Source organism: Ruegeria sp. G7 (genome assembly GCF_056535465.1).
This window is the reverse complement of record NZ_JBQFIL010000001.1, coordinates 2486910-2505445: the sequence shown is the minus strand read 5'-3', so window position 1 is coordinate 2505445 and position 18536 is coordinate 2486910. Positions and strand designations below refer to the sequence as shown.

Below are 18536 nucleotides of genomic sequence, written 5' to 3'. Positions count from 1 at the left end.
CCGAAAAATCGGTTAAGCTGGAATAATCCTTACTTTTGAAAGGTCTGGGCGATATCCGAGATCAGATCGGCCAGTTCCGCAGGTGGGGCAGCCTGCCCTGTCACCCATTGGTACAGGTCCTGATCGTTCTCATGCAGCATCGCATCATAGGTATCCAGCCCGGCCTCATCCATGGTGGCCAGATTGCGATCGGCATACGCGGCGAGGATCAGGTCCATCTCTTTGATCCCACGCCGCATCGAGCGCATTTTCATGCGCTTTATGCGGGTTTCGCGGGACTCTGTCACTGATCGCGCTCCAGTTTCAGGCGCAGCGCCTTTTCGACCCGGGCCAGACGCTCGGAACTGGCGCGCATCTCACCCCGGATGGTGCGCAGCTCGGCCACCAGATCGTGCAGCTCGGAATCCACTTCGCCGGTCAGGCTGGTGGCATCCATGCCATCGCCTTCGCCCGTCAACAGCCACATGATCGAGACGTTCAGAAGCCCCGCCATCATCGACAGCTTGTTCGCGCGCGGCTCGGACAGGTCGTCTTCCCACGAGACGATCGTTGCCTTCTTCACGCCAAGCCTGCGCGCCAGTTGGGTTTGGGTCATGCCAGCATACTCACGTGCGCCCGCGACCCGGTCGCCGAAGGTGGCCGCGTCGGGCCCGTACCAGTCTTTTTCCTCGCTCATACCTGTCTCCAATCCTCAAATCTCATATGGCTTGATCGTTATTCGGGCGCACCCTATGACAGTCAAAGCCAACATACAAACCGAGGCCGCCATGAGTTTCCTGTCTGCGACATTGTCGCGCGTCAAACCCTCGCCCACCATTGCGATGACGGCCAAAGCGGCCGAGTTGAAGGCCGCCGGGCGCGATGTCATCGGCCTCAGCGCGGGTGAGCCGGATTTCGACACGCCCCAGAACATCAAGGACGCCGCGGTCGCCGCCATCGCGGCGGGCAAGACGAAATACACCGCCCCCGACGGTATCCCCGAGCTGAAACAAGCCGTTTGCACCAAGATGAAACGGGATCACGGGCTGGACTATACGCCCGCTCAGGTCTCGGTCGGGACCGGGGGCAAGCAGACGCTGTATAACGCGCTGATGGCCACGCTGAACGACGGAGACGAGGTGATCATCCCCGCGCCCTATTGGGTCAGCTATCCCGACATGGTGCTGCTGGCCGGGGGCACGCCTGTGGTCGTGGAGACCAGCCTTGATAACAGTTTCAAACTGACGCCCGCGCAGCTTGAGGCCGCGATCACGCCCAACACCAAATGGTTCATCTTCAACTCACCCTCGAACCCCACCGGGGCCGGGTACAACCGGGACGAGTTGAAGGCGCTGACCGATGTGCTGATGCGCCACCCCCATGTCTGGGTGATGACGGATGATATGTACGAACATCTGGCTTATGACGGGTTCGAATTCTGCACCCCGGCGCAGGTCGAGCCGGGGCTCTACGACCGCACGCTGACCTGCAACGGCGTGTCGAAGGCCTATGCCATGACCGGCTGGCGCATCGGCTACGCCGCCGGTCCGGTCGAGCTGATCGCGGCGATGCGCAAGGTGCAGTCTCAATCCACCTCGAACCCCTGTTCGGTCAGCCAATGGGCGGCGGTTGAGGCGCTGAATGGCACGCAAGCCTTCCTTGCACCCAACAACGAGATTTTCAAACGCCGCCGCGATCTGGTGGTCGATATGCTGGGCCAGATTGACGGCATCACCTGCCCCACGCCCGAAGGCGCGTTCTATGTCTACCCCTCCATCGCCGGACTGATCGGAAAAACCTCGCCCGCTGGCACGCTGATCGACACAGACGAGGCCTTCGCCACGGCCCTGCTGGAAGAGGCTGATGTCGCCGTCGTCTTCGGTGCGGCTTTTGGCCTGTCCCCGAATTTCCGGGTCAGCTATGCAACCTCGGACGCGGCACTGACCGAGGCCTGCACCCGCATCCAGCGTTTCTGCGCATCGTTGAGCTGAGGTTCCCATGTCAACCGCCCTGCCCGAGTATTACTTCCGCGTCCGCGAGAACGGCGCAGCGGTGTTCCGGATCGACACGGAAAACCGCCAGCGCAGGATAGAGATGGACCAGATCGCGATCATCAACATCCGCAATGGCGAGGTTAAACCGCACGGTCAGTATACCCTGACCGACCCGGACAAGGCCGAGATCGCGCGCTGGATGGAGGACCGAAAGACCTATCTGGCGAGACGCGATATGGACGATATCCGCCGCACCGTGGACCACTTGAACCTGACCACGCAATGGGCGCAGTCCAAGGCGACCGACGAACAACTGGACGAGATCACCGACCAGTTCCTGATGGCGATGCATGATCTACGCTCGGTGCTTGTGCGCAAGAAATCCGACCGGATCAGCAAAGAGTGACCCGTCAGGCCCGCACACCGCCCACATCGCGGACCGAGCGCAGCCAGAACCGTGCCATCAGCAAAACTGCGGCACAGGCCAGCCCCACGACAAGACCCAACCATACGCCAATCCCCTCCATCCCCTGCACAAAGCCGAAGAAGTAAGAGGCCGGGATACCGATCACCCAATAGCTGAGTGCAGCCATCACCATCGGGACCTTGGCATCCTGCAAGCCCCGCAACAGGCCCAGCGCAATCACCTGCGCGCCATCTACCAACTGGAACAGCGCCGCCATCGCCAGCAGACCAGCGCCAATCAGCAGAATCTGCGGCCGCTGGGGATCATCAGCTTCCATGAACAACGAAATCAGCGGCTCGGCGCAGGTCAGGAACAGGATGACCGTCAAAACCGACATGATCAGCGACATCACAGTTACCGCGATCGCCCCTTTCTCAAGATGCGGACGATCCCGACGGCCCAGCGCATTGCCCGCACGGATGGTTGCAACGTTCGATAGCCCCAGATGCACCATGAACGTCGCCGAAGCGAGGTTCAGCGCGATCCCATGTGCCGCCAAAGGCACCGGCCCCAGCCAGCCCATCATGATGGCCGAGGTCGCAAAAAGGGACACCTCGGCCAGCGTTGTCAGGCCGATAGGAACACCCAGACGCAGCACGCTCAGGAACATCTCCCAATCCGGGCGCCAGAAGCGCTGGAACAGGCTGTGCTCGGGCAGTGCCCGCACCGCATAGATCACCACCGCCACCAGCGACACGATCTGTGTCACCACCGACGCGATGGCCGCACCTATCACCCCCAACTCGGGTGCACCCCAATTGCCGAAGATCAGCGCATAGTTCGTCAGCCCGTTGACCAAGGCAGCGACAATCGTGATCCACAGAACGATCTGCGTCCGCTCAAGCGCCGCCAGATACGATTTCAACACCATCACCAGCAGCGCCGGGAACAGCCCCCAACCCGCCACACGCAGGTATTTCGCTGCTGTTTCAGCCACTTGCGGCTCTTGCTTCAAGGCGATCAGGATCGGATAAGACCACCACAACAAGGGCATCATCACAGTCGCATAGATCAGCGACAACCACAGACCCATGCGGGTCGAGCGGCGAATGCTGGTCTCATTCTCCTCGGCGGCGGCAGTGGCAACCATGGGCATCACGGCCCAGCCAAACCCGGCGCCAAACAGAAACAGAACAAAGTAGTAGCTGTTGGCCAACGTCACCGCAGCCAGCGCCTCGACCCCGTACCAGCCCAGCATGATGGTATCGGTCAGGCCAATGGCAAACTGCGCCAGATGCCCACCGATCAAAGGCAGGCCCAGCACCGAAATCGCCCTGAAATGGGCGGGATATGTCATCACCTTGTTCACGCCCAAAGCCTTAGGCCCGGCCCGAGCCAGAGACAAGAGCAGACAGAGTTATTTCAAGATGAGACTCTTATATTCAAATCACGCAAAGCCACCACCCATAGGGGTGATGGCTGTGACAGAGCGCGAATATCGCAGCGACGGCCTAGCTGCTGATCTTTGCATCAGGGTGCAGTGCCGCGCCCAGAATATGGTCCGAGCGGTGGATGACGTGATGCGCCTGCCCGACGATCAAGGGGTCCGGCTTACCTACGATCTTGTGGTCCTTGTCCGGGTAGTCCAGCGTCGACAGGAAATGGCGCATGCAATTCAGACGCGCGCGTTTCTTGTCGTTGGATTTGACAATGGTCCAGGGCGCATCGGCAGTATCCGTATAGAAGAACATCGCTTCTTTCGCCTCGGTATAGTCATCCCATTTGCTGAGGCTCGCCTTGTCGATCGGCGACAGTTTCCACTGTTTCAGGGGGTCGGTTTCACGGCTTCTGAACCGACGCTGCTGTTCTTCCTGCGTGACCGAGAACCAGTATTTGTAAAGCTGGATGCCCGAACGCACCAGCATCCGTTCCAGATCGGGGGTCTGCCGCATGAATTCCAGATATTCATTGGGTGAACAGAAGCCCATCACCCGTTCCACGCCTGCGCGGTTGTACCACGAGCGGTCATAGAACACCATTTCTCCTACGGTGGGCAGCTGCTGCACGTAGCGCTGATAATACCACTGGCCCTTCTCTTCCCAGCTGGGTTTGTTCAACGCGACCACACGGGCCTGACGGGGGTTCAGGTGCTCCATGAAACGCTTGATCGTACCCCCCTTACCGGCTGCGTCGCGCCCCTCGAACAGCAGCACGAAACGCTGACCGGTCTCTTGCGCCCACAACTGAACCTTCAGCAATTCAGCTTGCAACTCAGCCTTCTGCGCTTCGTATTCCTTCCGCGCCATCTTGCGGCCATAGGGATACTTGCCGCTTTCAAAGGCCTGCCGAATCTTCTCGGGTGTCGGTGCCGAGGCCTCCGACGCCTTGGCCGGAACAACTTTGATCTGCGAGGGGGTCTGGGGCGCTGCGTCCATGCATATTCTCCTTAGCTTGGCTGTTTGAGCGAACGCCTAGCAGAGCCTGTCCTTTTCCGCTTTGATTGGTGTCAAAGTGACTTATCTTTTCAAAATACCCAAAGGGCCGCCCATGCGCACCGAATATGCAAACCTCAACGGCCACCCGTTCTTCCTGCGCCAGTGGGGGGATCCAGACCTTCCGCCTCTGCTGATGCTGCATGGTTTCCCGGAATATGGCGGCGCATGGGCCGACCTGGCGCCCTATCTGGCCAAGACTTTCCACTGCATCGCCCCGGATCAACGCGGCTATGGGCAAAGCTGGGCACCTGAGGGCATTGGAAACTACACGCTCTCGCAGCTCACGTCCGACATGGCGACGCTGATCGACCAGATCGGCGGCCCCGTGCATGTACTCGGCCACGACTGGGGCGCGTCGGTGGCCTACGGCCTCGCGATGTTTCACCCGCAGCGGGTCAGCCACCTGATCATCGCAAACGGTGTCCACCCGGTTCCGTTCCAGCGCGCCATGGCTTCGGGCGGTGCGCAGTCTGCCGCATCACAATACATCAACCATCTCAGGGCGCCCGATGCCGCCGCAAGCCTGTCCGCCCAAAACTTCTCCAAACTCGAACGCTTCTTTCGCCACGGCATGGGCAACGACTGGCTTTCAGATGCGCGGATGCAAGACTATCGCCGCGAATGGGCCCGCCCGGGTCGGTTGAATGCCATGCTCAACTGGTATCGCGCCTCACCGCTGATTGTTGCCGAACCCGGCAAGCCCCGCACAGACCTGCCTGACCTGCCTCTCGATCGGTTGCGTGTCACCTGCCCCCACCTGTTGCTTTGGGGCCCCGAGGACCGCGCCCTGCTCCCCGACTCCACCGCAGACCTCGAAGCCTTCGCCCCGAACCTGACCCGCATCACCATCCCGGGCACCGACCACTGGCTCCACCATCAACAACCACAACAGGTCGCCCAAAAGATACTCGACTGGTCAAAAAACCACTGATCCGCCCTTCATCTGGCCATAAATATCCCGGGGAGCGCGAGGGGCAGCGCCCCTCGCTCCAGCCCTCACCGATGTCCCCAATCATCGGGGTTATCCGAGTTGTTCGGCGACAACCCCAACACATCCCCCTCGGTCGAACAGCCCAACCCCAACACCGTCCGATTGGCATATGAGAAATAGGAACACACCTGATTGATCTCCAAAATCTCTCCATCGTCCCAACCCGCGGCCCGCAACGCCTCGACATCCGCCTCGGTCAAATCCGCCGGAGCCTCGGTCAGCACCCGCGCATAGCGCATCGCCGCAACCTGCGCCGCATCCAACGGGGCGTTCTCCGGCGCCCCCGCCTCAATCGCCGCCCGGATCGCGTCACCACGCACCTCATCCCCCAACAACCGCTGCAACCCGGCAAAGTGATGCTCGACACAATAGCCGCACCGGTTCAACGCGCTCACCCAAACCCCCAGCACCTCAAGGAACCACTTCGGCACCCGATTGGCCGAGTGATGCAGCACGTTCTTGTAGACGGCCATATGCGCTTCCATCGTATGAGGCCGCAACGAATGCGCCATCATGATGTTGTCTACATTGTTGTCCGGCCCGGTCACCCGCTCATAGAGCTTCCTCAACCTGCCCGTCGCTTCATCAAATGGAATTGTTTTGATCCAGCTCATCGCCTGCACCTCCTGTTTCATCAACCACTTGAGCCGGGATTTCACCGGATTGCAACGCGGCGGCATCAGCAAACCACCTACAACACCTCGGGCCCCTCTTCCCCCGGACCACATCACCTGCCATAATGGGGGAAACTTGAAAACAAGAGCAGCACCCATGCCCGACGATCTTTTGACGCCCGAAAACACGACCGCCTATGACGCCTCCTCGATCGAGGTGCTCGAAGGTCTGGAACCGGTCCGCAAACGCCCCGGCATGTATATCGGCGGCACCGATGAGCGCGCTTTGCACCATATGGTCGCCGAAATCCTCGACAACTCGATGGACGAGGCCGTCGCAGGCCACGCCAACCGGATCGAGGTCGAGCTGCACGAAGACTACGCCCTGACCGTGCGCGACAACGGGCGCGGCATTCCCATCGATCCGCACCCGAAATTCCCCGACAAATCCGCGCTCGAGATCATCCTCTGCACCCTCCACGCAGGCGGCAAGTTCTCGGGCAAGGCCTACCAGACCTCGGGCGGTCTGCACGGCGTCGGGGCCTCGGTGGTCAACGCGCTGTCCGATTCCATGGTCGTGCAGGTGGCGCGCGATAAAACACTGTTCGAACAACGCTTCTCACGCGGCATCCCGCTGGGTCCCGTCGAAAAGATCGGCGCAGCCCCCAACCGGCGCGGCACCACCGTAACCTTCCACGCTGACGCCGAGATCTTCGGCCACCACAAGTTCAAACCCGCCCGCCTGTTCAAATCCATCCGCTCCAAAGCCTACCTGTTCTCGGGCGTGGAAATCCGCTGGAAATCCGCCATCGACGACGGCGAAACCCCGACCGAGGCCACCTTCCACTTCCCCGGCGGGCTCTCGGATTACCTCAAAGAAACGATGAACGGCTCGTCCACCTATGCCGAACAACCCTTTGCCGGAACCGTGGACTTCAACGAAAAATTCGGCACCCCCGGCAAGGTCGAATGGGCGATCAACTGGACGCCCTCGCGTGACGGGTTCATTCAATCCTACTGTAACACCGTCCCCACCCCCGAAGGCGGCACCCATGTGGCAGGCTTCTGGGCCGCCGTCCTCAAGGGCATCAAGGCGTACGGAGAGCTGATCAACAACAAGAAAGCCGGTCAAATCACCCGCGATGACCTGATCACCGGTGGCTGCGCGCTGGTGTCATGCTTTATCTCTGAACCGGAATTCGTCGGCCAGACCAAAGACCGTCTGGCCACTGTCGAGGCGCAACGGCTGGTCGAAAACTCGGTCCGCGACCATTTCGACAACTGGCTCGCCGCCGACACAAAATCCGCCGGCGCGATCTTGGATTTCCTCATCCTAAGGGCCGAGGAACGCCTGCGCCGACGGGCCGAGAAGGAAACACAACGCAAGTCCGCCACTAAAAAACTTCGTCTCCCCGGCAAGCTGGTGGACTGTTCCAGTTCAACACGCGACGGCACCGAACTATTCATCGTCGAAGGTGATTCAGCGGGCGGTTCCGCCAAAATGGGCCGCGACCGCAAAACCCAGGCCCTTTTGCCCCTGCGCGGCAAAATCCTGAACGTGCTGGGCGCGGCCAGTTCGAAACTGGGCACCAATGCCGAGATTAACGACCTGACCCAAGCGCTGGGTGTAGGCCTTGGCACCAAGTTCAACGTCGACGACCTGCGCTATGACAAGATCATCATCATGACCGACGCGGACGTGGACGGCGCGCATATCGCATCCTTGCTGATGACGTTCTTCTTCACCCAGATGCGGCCCATGATCGACGCGGGCCACCTGTACCTCGCCTGCCCGCCCCTCTACCGCCTGACCCAAGGCGCCAAACGCGTCTACTGTCTGGACGAGGCCGAGCGCGACGAATGGCTGGAAAAAGGTCTGGGCGGCAAAGGCAAGATCGACGTGTCCCGCTTCAAAGGTCTGGGCGAAATGGACGCCAAGGACCTGAAAGAGACCACAATGGACCCCGCCTCCCGCAAACTGATCCGCGTCACGATTGACGAGGACGAACCCGGCGAAACCGGAGACCTCGTCGAGCGCCTGATGGGCAAAAAGCCCGAGCTGCGGTTCCAGTATATCCAAGAGAACGCGCGGTTTGTGGAGGAGTTGGATGTTTGATCGACAGGGCTTAACTTTGCATTGATCAGGAACTTACGTTTTTGATAACAAAAGCACCTCTACCGATTGGTAGGGTTTTTCTGACTGGAATAGACTTTAGGTTGCCGACTAAGGGTATTGCGGAGTTTCCAGTCACGTTTTAAAGAATCTTTGTCAAATATATGAAAACGCTACGAAAAAATATCATAACGGCTGCATCATCACTCGTATTGGTTTTTAGCGGATTTGCGGTTTTTGCAGAGGACACCCCCGTCGACGACTGGGAGCATTGCCGCGCCAATGATAGCTGCTCCATTGAATTTGACCACTTGGCCAATCAAGAAACCGATCCGTTCCTATTTTTGGGGAAAACTGTGAGTAGCTTGCATCCCAAATGGAATCGATATCGAAGAGGTTTGAGGCGCTACCCTGATGTCAAAAGCTGTCTGATTGAAAGCGAATGGGAGAAAAAAGAGCCAAACCTGCTCAAATTGGATTGGGAGAAAGTTGGCACAGGCTCGGGAGCAGAAGTTTGCGTGTTTCGTGTTGCAAGTAGCCTTGGCAGCGCAGACCGCACTTTGACTTGGCTGCAGTATCAAGGGTTTCGTTTTAGTGGTTTGAATAGACGCGGGTCCGAGAATTTCCAACCGCACTATGAAACACAATCAATCTACCAAGTTACTGCCCGCTGGACTATTGAGCAGTATAGAGAAGTTAATCCGTCTTGGCTCTCGGCGCTAACTGGCTATGAATTGATTTATGAGTATCAGTTGATACTGGGGTTTGACCAGCATTTCAGAATTTCTGGAGTGAGTGTCAGCACCCCTACGAAACTAAACTGACAACGTTCCGGCTCGATGTAGGAAGCGTAGGATGGGTGCTCGCACCCATCAAATGTCCCACATCAAGATGGGTGTAAACACCCATCCTACATCACCGTAATCCCCGCGTCCGACCTCAACCATCTCCCCCGTAGGCCGGGCTTCAGCCCGGCACCCCAAACGCCCTCCGGTTCCGCCCTCCACACACCCCAATTCCTAACGGTTTCCAAACACCCCACGCCCCAATAATTTTGTACGATCCGAACAAACCCCATCCGGAATAACGTACAAACCATACAATTCCCGATTTCCGGTCAATCGGGCGTCAATCCGACACCCCCTCCAACCACTCCGCAATCTGACCCGCTGGCGCCTCCCACCCCGGCTCCATGAACAGAAAATGCGCATGGTTTTCGACCGGCAAAAACGTCGCGCGGTCTCCGTAAAGCTTCGCCAAAGCGCGGCAGGTGTTGGGATTCACGGCCCGGTCCTCGGTGCCGGAAACGATCAAAACCGGGCAGTCGACCTTGTCGATGTCGACCTTCATCGCGTGGTGGTCGTCGAACATCCAGAAGAACATCTCGAACATCACCCGCCCGCTTTCGGGGCCAAGCTGGTCGAACACCTCATGCTGCTGCGCCTCGGGCATCTTGTTCAGCGCAAAGGGGGCCATCAGGTCGAAATCGACGCGCATGGGCTGTTTCCAGAACGCCCCGCCCTCCATCAACGCGCGTGGAACAGCGCGTTCGTCGTCGGTTTCAGGCAGCGTCCCCCAGGCCGCGTTCGGGTTGATCAGGACAATCGCGCTGGCCAGCCCGCGAGACGCCACCTGCTGCGCCACCACCCCCGCTATGGCATGGCCCAGCAGCACTGGGTTGCTGTCCAGCCCCTGCACAAATGCGGCGATGTCGTCGGCGTAGTCCATGACACTAGTGTCGGTCAGGCCGGGATCGGGCTCGGCCTTGGGGTCTCCGCCATGATAGCGCAGCGCAGGGGTATGCACCGTCCAGCCGCGCGCACGGAAGAATTCCGCATAATCCTGCATGCACCACGGCCCGGCAAAGGCCCCGTGGATCAGAACAATCTCTTTTGACATGAAAAACTCCCTCACCTCAGCGCAGTATGCGAGGTGAGGGATACGTTCGGCAAGCCTGTTACAGAGCGGCTTTGAACAGCGCGGTCAGGTTGTCTTCGGTCAGTTCAATCGGGTTGCCGCCGCAGGACGGATCGATGATCGCGCCTTTGACCAGTTCAGGGATAGACGCCTCGGTCACGCCCAGATCGGACAGCTTGCGCGGGATGGCGAAACTGTCATTGAACTCCTGCACAAAGGCGCGGAAGCCGTCAAAGCCTCCCTCAATGCCCAGATAGGCCGCAGCCTGCTGGAACCGGTCGGCGATGGCGGGGGCATTGAAGTCCAGAACGGCGGGCATACAGACCGCGTTGGTCGTGCCGTGATGGGTGTTGAACACCGCGCCGATCGGGTGGCTCATGGCGTGGATCGCGCCGAGGCCCTTTTGGAACGCCGTCGCCCCCATGGCCGCCGCGCTCATCATCTGGGCGCGCGCTTCGATATCGGTACCGTCAGCGTAGGCGCGCGGCAGGTAGTGCTTGACCAGCCGCATCCCTTCCAATGCGATGCCCTGAGACATGGGGTGGTAATGCGGGCTCGAGAACGCCTCGACGCAATGCGCAAAGGCATCCAGACCAGTGCCTGCGGTGATGAACTTGGGCATGCCCACCGTCAGTTCCGGGTCACAGATCACGACCGTGGGCAGAACTTTGGGGTGAAAAATGATCTTCTTGGCGTGGGTTTCCGAGTTGGTGATAACACTGGCACGCCCCACCTCAGACCCGGTCCCGGCAGTGGTCGGTACCGCGATAATGGGCGCAATGGCGTCGGCGTCCGCGCGGGTCCACCAGTCGCCGATATCCTCAAAATCCCACACCGGGCGCTTCTGGCCGCACATGAAGGCGACCATCTTGCCCAGATCCAGGCCCGAGCCACCGCCAAAGGCAATCACCCCGTCATGTCCACCCGCATTGTAGGCGACAACCCCGGCTTCGAGGTTCTGTTCATTAGGATTCGGGTCCACTTCGCTGAACAGCCCACGGCCAAGCCCTGCGGCCTCGAGGATATCCAGCGTGGCTGTAGTGATCGGGAGATCGGCCAAGCCCTTGTCCGTGACCAGCAGCGGGCGTTGCATCCCGGCTGCGGCGCAGGCTTCCGGCAGCTCCTTGATGCGTCCCGCCCCAAACTTGATAGCGGTCGGATAGGACCAGTTTCCAACAAGTGTCATGTCAGATTTCCTTTTGTTTTGGGGCCTGCCCCGGCGAGGGGGTCACTCCGGGGCAGGCAGATCGTCCTTAGCCCGTGACCTTTTTCAGGTGATAGGATTTGGGACGTGTCAGGTTGTGGTAGCCGATGACAGACAAGCCGCCTCCGCGCCCGGTATTCTTGCAGCCCGTCCAGCACAGGCCCGGATCCAGATAGTCGGCCCGGTTCATAAAGACGGTCCCCGTTTCGATCTGATCGCCCACGCGCGCTGCCCGGTCCACGTCACGGGTCCAGAGACTGGCGGTCAGGCCGAATTCACTGTCATTCATCAGCGCAATGGCTTCGTCGTCCGAGGACACTTTCATGATGCCGACCACCGGTCCAAAGCTCTCATCCCGCATCACGCGCATGTCATGGGTGACATTTGTCAGGATTTGCGGCGTCAGATAAGCCCCGCCATCATCCTCGGGGAAGGGGTCGATCTGCGACACCGCTCCGGCAGCGATCGCCTCGGCAATCTGCGCGCGCACCTCGTCGGCAAAACGGACATTGGCCATCGGGCCAATCGTCGTCTCGGAGTCCAGCGGGTTGCCCAGTTTATAGCCCTTAACGACTTCCACCGCCTTGGCGACGAAGTCATCATAAAGGCTCTCATGCACATAAATCCGCTCAATGCCGCAACAGCACTGACCCGAGTTGAACATTGCCCCGTCGATCAATGTGTCAACAGCTGCATCCAGATCCGCATCCTCCATGACATAGCCGGGGTCCTTGCCGCCAAGCTCGGTGCCGACACCGGTAAAGGTGCCCGCTGCTGCCCGCTCCATCGCCTGACCGCCCCCGACCGATCCGGTGAAATTCACGAAATCGAACGCATTGCCTGCGATCAGATCATTGGTCACGTCGTGGCGGAGGAAAACATTCTGCAACACATCCTTCGGCACTCCGGCTGAGTGGAAGGCCTGCGCCATCCGCTCTCCGACCAGCAGGGTCTGCGTGGCATGCTTCAGCACCACCGTATTGCCCGCGATCAGCGCCGGAGCCACCGTATTGATCGCTGTCATATAAGGGTAATTCCACGGCGCAACCACAAACACGACCCCGTGCGGGATGCGCTTGATGTACCGTTTAAAGGTCGCATCCTCACCCACAGCGATATCGGCCAGTGACGCCTCAGCGATCTCAGCCATATGGCTGGCGCGCTCATTGAACCCACCGAATTCTCCACCATAGCGAACCGGCCGTCCCATCATATGCGCAAGCTCAGGCACGATCTCGTCATTCATAGCGCCAACAGCTGCAACACCCGCCATGACAAGATCGATCCGCTCCCGCAAAGGCCGTGCCGCCCACGCCGCCTGCGCCGCCCGCGCCTGAGCTGCCGCCTCAAACGCCGCCTCGTGCGATAACACCGCGCGCTCTGCAAAAACCGACCCATCAATCGGCGAGACACATTTCAACATCTGCCCCATCTCCACTCCGTCTCAAAACCCAGCAGGGTCCCCTGCTTCATCTGGCCATAAATATCCCGGGGAGCGCGAGGGGCTGGCCCCTCGCTCCTTAACCCTCAAGCCCGCTCAAACCCGCGGGCAATCTCCCAATCGGTTACCACGCGCTCAAACGCCTCGATCTCTACCTCAGCCGCGCGCGCATAGTGGTCGACCACATCATCCCCCAAGGCCGAACGCAGCATCGCAGATCCATGCAGCGCATCGCGCGCCGCGCTCAGGTTGGCGGGTATCATGCCAGTTTCCCCCTGATACACGTCGCCTTCGGTAGGCGGTTGCAAGTCCAGCCCTTCTTCAATCCCCGCAATCCCGGCGGCAAGCATCCCGGCAATTGCCAGATAAGGGTTCATGTCCGATCCCGGGATGCGGCACTCAACCCTTACCGCCTTGGTACCGTCCCCGCACAGACGGAAGCCGGCCGTGCGATTATCCACCGACCAGATGATCCGCGTCGGAGCAAAAGTGCCCTTCATGAAGCGCTTGTAGCTGTTGATGTACGGAGCCATAAAATAGGTGTAGTCGGCGGCATATTTCAGCAAGCCCGCCATATAGTGTTTCATCACCCCCGACATCCCCAACGGATCTTTTTCGTCGAAAAAGATCGGTGCCCCGTCTGCCCAAAGCGACTGATGCACATGCGACGAGCTGCCGACCTTGTCATGATGCCATTTCGGCAAGAACGTTGCCGCGTGCCCATGCTGCCAGGCAATCTCTTTCACTGCGTTCTTCGCGATCGAGTGATACTCGGCCGTGTCCATTGCAGATGCGTACTTGATGTTCAGTTCTTCCTGCCCGGTCTCGGCTTCTCCTTTGGAGTTTTCGACCGGAATGCCCGCATCCCACAGATGATTGCGGATCGGGCGCATCACATGCTCTTCCTTGGTTGTCTGAAGGATGTGGTAATCCTCGTTGTAGCCCGAGATCGGCTCCAGATCACGGAAGCCCTCCTTGCGGATCTGATCAAAGCTCTTCTCGAACAGAAAGAATTCCAGCTCGGTCGCGCACATAGCGTCGTAGCCCATGGTCTTCAACCGATCGACCTGCCGCTTCAGAATGCTCCGGGGCGCATGCGGCACTTCCTTGTGTGTGTGGTGATCCAGTACATCGCACATCACCATGGCGGTGCCTTCAAGCCAGGGCACAGGTCGCAGCGTGCTCAGATCCGGCTTCATGACATAGTCACCATACCCCCGCTCCCAACTTGTGGCGTCATAGCCATCCGGCGTTGCCATTTCGAGATCGGTGGCCAGCAGGTAATTGCAGCAATGGGTTTCGTCCCACGCGCCTGCCACGAAATGGCCGGCATGGAACCTTTTGCCCATCAAACGCCCCTGCATGTCGACCATGCACACCAACACGGTATCGATTTCGCCAGCAGAAACCTGCGCCTTAAGATGCTCGAATGTCAGCATAAATCACCTCTGCGATGCGCAAGAATTTTCGACGAAAATTCTCGCTTTTCTTTGCGACCGGCCCGTCGAACAACGGGCCGGTCGCGTTCCGTCAGCCGTAACGGTAAGGCCGTCCGGCCTTGAGCATTTCAGCATTGTAGCGTTTGAAGATGTCGACGACCTTCGCTTTGGTCTCGGATTCCGCTGCGATTTCATCCCAGAACTTCACTGCGGCCTCTTCCACCGTTGCCCATTCTTCATCGGGGATAGTGGTCAACTGCATCTTTGTGCCATTGACCCGCAGGTTGGCCTCGCCGCCCCAATACCACCACTGGCGATAATAATGCGACTGGTCACAACACACTTTGAACAGCGTCTGCAGATCCTCGGGCAGCTCGTTCCAGCGGTCCATATTGGCAAAGAAATGACCTGCCCATGCGCCCGAGATGTTGTTGGTCAAGAAATAGTTGGTCACATCGGCCCATCCGACTGTGTAGTCTTCGGTGATGCCCGACCATGCGATGCCATCCAGTTCGCCCGTTTGTACCGCGACCTCGATATCTTCCCAAGGCAACGTCACCGGCACAACGCCGAACTGGCTCAGGAAGCGGCCCGCCGTCGGGAAGGTAAAGACGCGTTTGCCCTGCAGATCGGCAAGGCTGTTGATCGGATCCTTGGTCGCAAAGTGACACGGATCCCACGCGCCCGCGCTGATGTGTTTGACGCCAACTTTCGAGTACTCCTCGTCCCAGATCTCGTTCAGACCCCACTGGTTAAACAGCACTGGCACGTCCAGAGAATAGCGCGAGGCGAAAGGGAAATACCCCCCGAAGACGGTAACTTCGGTCGGCGACGCCATCGAGTCATCGTCCGATTGCACGGCATCGATCGTGCCTCTCTGCATGGCGCGGAACAGTTCTCCGGTGGGAACCAGCTGATCGGCATAGAACAGCTCGATCTGCATGCGGTCGCCTGCAATCTGGTTGAACATCTTGATCGCAGGATCAATCACATGCTCAGCCAGCGCCGGGCCCGCGTAGGTCTGCATCCGCCACGTGATCGTGCTTTGCGCCAAGGCAGGCGTCGCCAGAGGCGCGGCGGCAACCCCTACCCCAGCTGTTTTCAGAAACTTACGTCTTGTCGTCATGTCAATTTCCTCTCCGTTGAAGTTTGGGTGCCCGTTTGCCGGGCCTTCTTGTTAATTTCCGTAAACATATCCGGGCAGCCACAGGGCGATCTCGGGGAAAATCATGATGATCGCCAGCGCCAGCACCATCACGCCGACAAAGGGCACGATCGAGCGGTAGATGTCCTTCAGGCTGATCTCGGGCGGAGCCATCGCGCGCATCAGGAACAGGTTATAGCCGAAGGGCGGTGTCATATAGGCGATCTGGGTCGTGATCGTATAAAGCACGCCGTACCAGATCAGGTCAAAACCCAGCGCACCCACCAGCGGGACATAAAGCGGGGCAACAATGACCAGCATCGCTGTGTCGTCCAGAAACGTACCCATGACAATGAAGCTGAGCTGCATGAGGATCAGGATCATCCAGGGCGACAGGCCCAGTTGCTCGGTGAACAGGTTCTCGATGGCTTTTACCGCACCCAGGCCGTCAAACACTGCACCAAAGCCCAGCGCCGCAAGGATGATCCACATGAACATGCACGAAATGGCCAGCGTCTGCTTGGTGCAGTCCTCGAAAATCTTCCACGTCATCCGCCGTTTGAGGATCGAGGCCGCCAGCGCCGCCAGCGCCCCTATGGCCGAGCTTTCCACCAGCGATGTCCAGCCGTTCACAAAGGGCAGCATCATCGCTGCAAAAATCATCAGCGGCAGCGCCCCGGCCCAGAGCAGGCGGAGTTTCTCGGCCCGCGGCACCTCATGCGCATCCTCCATTGCCGGACCCAGATGCGGCTGAAGGCGGCACCGTATCCAGATATACAGGATGAACATGGACGCCATCAGCAACCCTGGCACAATGCCTGCCAGCCAAAGCTGGCCCACAGGCTGACGCGCGATCATGGCGTAGAGCACCAGAACGACCGATGGCGGCACAAGGATCCCAAGGCTCGATCCGGCCTGAATGACCCCCGTCACCATGGTTTTGTCATATCCGCGCCGCAACAGCTCTGGCAGCGCGATTGTCGCTCCAATCGCCATGCCCGCCACGCTGAGCCCGTTCATCGCCGAGACCAGGACCATCAGACCGATGGTGCCTATGGCAAGGCCACCATTCACCGGCCCCATCCAGACGTGGAACATGCGGTACAGATCATCGGCCAGACGGCTTTCGCTGAGAACGTAGCCCATGAAAATGAACATCGGCAGGGTCAGCAGCGGGTACCATTTCATCAGCTTCATCGCCGCCGAAAACGGGATGTCCTGTCCGCCCGTCCCCCACAGCGCCAGCGCCGCAATGGCGGCAACCGCACCGATGGCTCCAAAGACGCGCTGCCCGGTGAACAGCATCAGCATCATCGAAGCAAACATGAAGATGGCGATAAATTCCTGGCTCATGCCGGTGCCGCCCCGATCTCTTGCCCGTTGATCCGCGCAATGTCTTTGAAGAATTCCGATATTGCCTGCAGCAGCATCAGGAAAAAGCCGAATACCATGATCGCCTTGACCGGCCAGATATGGGGCCGCCACGCGGTCGACGAACGCTCAAGCCGCCCGATCTCTTCGCTGCCGGTCAGAAGGCCGGTGAAATAGGTAACGGGGCTATCCCCCCAATAGCCCAGGCTGTAGGCCGTAGAACCGAGACCGCCATAGAGCAACACGCCCAGATAGAGGATCAGCAGCAGCACCGTAAACGCATCGAACCACGCTTTCTTGCGCGGACTCCAGTTGTGGTAGAACAGGTCCATCCGCACGTTCGAGCCCAGCTGGATCGAGTACGCCCCCCCCATGATGTAATAGGTCACCATCGCAAACTGGGCCATTTCCAGCGTCCACAGCGACGGCAGAAAGAACGTCTTTGAGATCGAGGACCAAAGCAGGATGCCCATCATCACGAAGAGGCCCCACATCATCACCCGCCCGATCCGATAGTTCACCGCATCGACGACGCGCACATATATTGCCATCGCCTTTATCATGCCCCGCCTTTTCCGCGCAGGTTCTGCAAGGTCCGGCTGATCCAAGGAGCGAGACAATCAGCCATGACCTGCTGTTGCTCAGGCGATTGGATCAGATCGTTGCGTATCTCGATCATTACATTCAGCAGCCCGCAGGGGGCCGCGTGACGATCCAGAGTATGGGCGACGCCGTCCGCCGCCGAATAGGGTTCGTTCAAGCGGGTGATCAGCGGTAGATCGGGGGCCGCGCAGGACAGCATCTCGGTGGCAAAGCGCGCGTCTTGACCATGCAGCAGGCCCAGTTCCACCTCGCGCTGCTGGCCTTTGTAAACCGGCGTGAAACTGTGAACCGTGACCATCAACGCCAACGTCGCGCGGTGGCGGGTCAGAATATCCTCCAACCCGCGTGAGAACGGCGCATAGATGCCGTCGATCCGCGCCTGTCGCGCCGCAGCGTTCAGGTTGGCATTGGCGGGGATCGCGGTGTTTTCGCTTTGCTCTGGCATGGCATCATGCGCCTCGGGCGGGCGGTTGCAGTCATAGACCAGCCGCGACACACCGCCATGAACCAATGTACCCGATAGCCGCCGCGCAAGCGCCTGCGCAACGGGCAGCGCGCCGGGGTCCCATGCAATGTGGCTGCGTAGCGCATCGGGGGTTAGCCCCATATCGCCCAGCCCATCCGGGATGCGGTGCGAGGCGTGTTCGCACACCACCAGAACCGACGGACTAGCCAATGTCTCGTCGATGTGAACGACGGGCCCGAAATCCAGATGCGCGGCAGATGATGAGGCGTGGCGTGATTCCATGTGGAAAAATTTCCACAGACTTTCTTCACCTGTCAATAATTTTCCTGTACAAAACCCACCAGTCCGGATTGCTTTGT

Annotated in this window: 18 protein-coding genes; 5 read left to right on the top strand and 13 right to left on the bottom strand. The window is 59.4% G+C overall.

Going from position 1 to position 18536, the window contains the following annotated elements; translation table 11 throughout:
- Positions 1 to 29 precede the first annotated feature (29 nt).
- Together ACR3EN_RS12570 and ACR3EN_RS12565 are read right to left on the bottom strand one after the other, a co-directional pair.
- On the bottom strand, positions 30 to 287 hold the full coding sequence (locus ACR3EN_RS12570) for a succinate dehydrogenase assembly factor 2 (protein ID WP_480861754.1): 258 nt from the start codon (positions 285 to 287) through the stop codon (positions 30 to 32).
- The gene (locus ACR3EN_RS12565; RefSeq protein WP_480821417.1) at positions 284 to 676 is read right to left on the bottom strand and encodes a helix-turn-helix domain-containing protein; all 393 of its coding nucleotides are present in this window, start codon (positions 674 to 676) and stop codon (positions 284 to 286) included. The genes ACR3EN_RS12570 and ACR3EN_RS12565 overlap by 4 nt, the downstream gene beginning before the upstream one ends.
- A gap of 91 nt (positions 677 to 767) precedes the next feature.
- Here ACR3EN_RS12565 and ACR3EN_RS12560 point away from each other — a divergent pair, with 91 nt between their 5' ends.
- Entirely contained in the window at positions 768 to 1970 is a 1203-nt protein-coding gene (locus ACR3EN_RS12560; protein ID WP_480822399.1) for a pyridoxal phosphate-dependent aminotransferase, read from the top strand.
- A 7-nt stretch (positions 1971 to 1977) separates the two neighbouring features.
- Positions 1978 to 2379 carry a hypothetical protein gene (locus ACR3EN_RS12555; protein ID WP_480821415.1) on the top strand — a complete coding sequence of 134 codons (402 nt, stop codon included), beginning with the start codon at positions 1978 to 1980 and terminating at the stop codon, positions 2377 to 2379.
- A gap of 4 nt (positions 2380 to 2383) precedes the next feature.
- Here ACR3EN_RS12555 and ACR3EN_RS12550 read toward each other — a convergent pair whose 3' ends face one another.
- Together ACR3EN_RS12550 and ppk2 are read right to left on the bottom strand one after the other, a co-directional pair.
- On the bottom strand, positions 2384 to 3736 hold the full coding sequence (locus tag ACR3EN_RS12550; protein WP_480821413.1) for an MATE family efflux transporter: 1353 nt from the start codon (positions 3734 to 3736) through the stop codon (positions 2384 to 2386).
- Positions 3737 to 3890: 154 nt separating this feature from the next.
- The gene (gene ppk2, locus ACR3EN_RS12545) at positions 3891 to 4814 is read right to left on the bottom strand and encodes a polyphosphate kinase 2 (RefSeq protein ID WP_480821411.1); all 924 of its coding nucleotides are present in this window, start codon (positions 4812 to 4814) and stop codon (positions 3891 to 3893) included.
- A 112-nt stretch (positions 4815 to 4926) separates the two neighbouring features.
- Between ppk2 and ACR3EN_RS12540 the strand changes: the two genes are divergently transcribed.
- On the top strand, positions 4927 to 5805 hold the full coding sequence (locus tag ACR3EN_RS12540) for an alpha/beta fold hydrolase (protein ID WP_480821409.1): 879 nt from the start codon (positions 4927 to 4929) through the stop codon (positions 5803 to 5805).
- 65 nt (positions 5806 to 5870) lie between these two features.
- Here ACR3EN_RS12540 and ACR3EN_RS12535 read toward each other — a convergent pair whose 3' ends face one another.
- Positions 5871 to 6479, bottom strand: coding sequence for a carboxymuconolactone decarboxylase family protein (locus ACR3EN_RS12535; RefSeq protein WP_480821407.1), 609 nt, complete (start codon positions 6477 to 6479; stop codon positions 5871 to 5873).
- Positions 6480 to 6636: 157 nt separating this feature from the next.
- On the opposite strand from ACR3EN_RS12535, the gene parE reads away from it, so the two are divergent.
- Together parE and ACR3EN_RS12525 are read left to right on the top strand one after the other, a co-directional pair.
- Positions 6637 to 8595 carry a DNA topoisomerase IV subunit B gene (gene parE, locus ACR3EN_RS12530; protein ID WP_480821405.1) on the top strand — a complete coding sequence of 653 codons (1959 nt, stop codon included), beginning with the start codon at positions 6637 to 6639 and terminating at the stop codon, positions 8593 to 8595.
- Between the two features lie 161 nt (positions 8596 to 8756).
- Entirely contained in the window at positions 8757 to 9416 is a 660-nt protein-coding gene (locus ACR3EN_RS12525) for a hypothetical protein (protein WP_480821403.1), read from the top strand.
- Positions 9417 to 9720: 304 nt separating this feature from the next.
- On the opposite strand, the gene ACR3EN_RS12520 is transcribed toward ACR3EN_RS12525, so the two are convergent.
- From ACR3EN_RS12520 to ACR3EN_RS12485, 8 genes are all read right to left on the bottom strand, one after another.
- Positions 9721 to 10491 (bottom strand): alpha/beta hydrolase, encoded by a 771-nt coding sequence (locus ACR3EN_RS12520; RefSeq protein WP_480821401.1) that lies wholly within the window; start codon positions 10489 to 10491, stop codon positions 9721 to 9723.
- Positions 10492 to 10549: 58 nt separating this feature from the next.
- Positions 10550 to 11695 (bottom strand): iron-containing alcohol dehydrogenase, encoded by a 1146-nt coding sequence (locus tag ACR3EN_RS12515; RefSeq protein WP_480821399.1) that lies wholly within the window; start codon positions 11693 to 11695, stop codon positions 10550 to 10552.
- 67 nt (positions 11696 to 11762) lie between these two features.
- On the bottom strand, positions 11763 to 13145 hold the full coding sequence (locus ACR3EN_RS12510; protein ID WP_480821397.1) for an aldehyde dehydrogenase family protein: 1383 nt from the start codon (positions 13143 to 13145) through the stop codon (positions 11763 to 11765).
- Positions 13146 to 13240: 95 nt separating this feature from the next.
- Positions 13241 to 14593, bottom strand: coding sequence for a glutamine synthetase family protein (locus ACR3EN_RS12505; protein ID WP_480821395.1), 1353 nt, complete (start codon positions 14591 to 14593; stop codon positions 13241 to 13243).
- Between the two features lie 91 nt (positions 14594 to 14684).
- Entirely contained in the window at positions 14685 to 15719 is a 1035-nt protein-coding gene (locus ACR3EN_RS12500; protein ID WP_480821393.1) for a TRAP transporter substrate-binding protein, read from the bottom strand.
- Between the two features lie 51 nt (positions 15720 to 15770).
- Entirely contained in the window at positions 15771 to 17090 is a 1320-nt protein-coding gene (locus ACR3EN_RS12495) for a TRAP transporter large permease (RefSeq protein WP_480821391.1), read from the bottom strand.
- Positions 17087 to 17671, bottom strand: coding sequence for a TRAP transporter small permease subunit (locus ACR3EN_RS12490; RefSeq protein ID WP_480821389.1), 585 nt, complete (start codon positions 17669 to 17671; stop codon positions 17087 to 17089). The genes ACR3EN_RS12495 and ACR3EN_RS12490 overlap by 4 nt, the downstream gene beginning before the upstream one ends.
- Entirely contained in the window at positions 17668 to 18459 is a 792-nt protein-coding gene (locus tag ACR3EN_RS12485; RefSeq protein WP_480821387.1) for an N-formylglutamate amidohydrolase, read from the bottom strand. Before ACR3EN_RS12485 ends, ACR3EN_RS12490 begins: the two co-directional genes overlap by 4 nt.
- Between the last annotated feature and the right edge of the window lie 77 nt (positions 18460 to 18536).

Excerpts from the sequence above, each read along its gene's own strand:
- ACR3EN_RS12520 (WP_480821401.1), bottom strand. The coding sequence starts at position 10,491 with ATGTCAAAAGAGATTGTTCTGATCCACGGGGCCTTTGCCGGGCCGTGG.
- ACR3EN_RS12505 (WP_480821395.1), bottom strand. The coding sequence starts at position 14,593 with ATGCTGACATTCGAGCATCTTAAGGCGCAGGTTTCTGCTGGCGAAATC.
- ACR3EN_RS12565 (WP_480821417.1), bottom strand. The coding sequence starts at position 676 with ATGAGCGAGGAAAAAGACTGGTACGGGCCCGACGCGGCCACCTTCGGC.
- ACR3EN_RS12490 (WP_480821389.1), bottom strand. The coding sequence starts at position 17,671 with ATGATAAAGGCGATGGCAATATATGTGCGCGTCGTCGATGCGGTGAAC.
- ACR3EN_RS12485 (WP_480821387.1), bottom strand. The coding sequence starts at position 18,459 with ATGGAATCACGCCACGCCTCATCATCTGCCGCGCATCTGGATTTCGGG.
- ACR3EN_RS12500 (WP_480821393.1), bottom strand. The coding sequence starts at position 15,719 with ATGACGACAAGACGTAAGTTTCTGAAAACAGCTGGGGTAGGGGTTGCC.
- ACR3EN_RS12525 (WP_480821403.1), top strand. The coding sequence starts at position 8,757 with ATGAAAACGCTACGAAAAAATATCATAACGGCTGCATCATCACTCGTA.
- ppk2 (WP_480821411.1), bottom strand. The coding sequence starts at position 4,814 with ATGGACGCAGCGCCCCAGACCCCCTCGCAGATCAAAGTTGTTCCGGCC.
- ACR3EN_RS12555 (WP_480821415.1), top strand. The coding sequence starts at position 1,978 with ATGTCAACCGCCCTGCCCGAGTATTACTTCCGCGTCCGCGAGAACGGC.
- ACR3EN_RS12560 (WP_480822399.1), top strand. The coding sequence starts at position 768 with ATGAGTTTCCTGTCTGCGACATTGTCGCGCGTCAAACCCTCGCCCACC.
- parE (WP_480821405.1), top strand. The coding sequence starts at position 6,637 with ATGCCCGACGATCTTTTGACGCCCGAAAACACGACCGCCTATGACGCC.
- ACR3EN_RS12540 (WP_480821409.1), top strand. The coding sequence starts at position 4,927 with ATGCGCACCGAATATGCAAACCTCAACGGCCACCCGTTCTTCCTGCGC.
- ACR3EN_RS12495 (WP_480821391.1), bottom strand. The coding sequence starts at position 17,090 with ATGAGCCAGGAATTTATCGCCATCTTCATGTTTGCTTCGATGATGCTG.
- ACR3EN_RS12550 (WP_480821413.1), bottom strand. The coding sequence starts at position 3,736 with ATGACATATCCCGCCCATTTCAGGGCGATTTCGGTGCTGGGCCTGCCT.
- ACR3EN_RS12535 (WP_480821407.1), bottom strand. The coding sequence starts at position 6,479 with ATGAGCTGGATCAAAACAATTCCATTTGATGAAGCGACGGGCAGGTTG.
- ACR3EN_RS12510 (WP_480821397.1), bottom strand. The coding sequence starts at position 13,145 with ATGGGGCAGATGTTGAAATGTGTCTCGCCGATTGATGGGTCGGTTTTT.
- ACR3EN_RS12515 (WP_480821399.1), bottom strand. The coding sequence starts at position 11,695 with ATGACACTTGTTGGAAACTGGTCCTATCCGACCGCTATCAAGTTTGGG.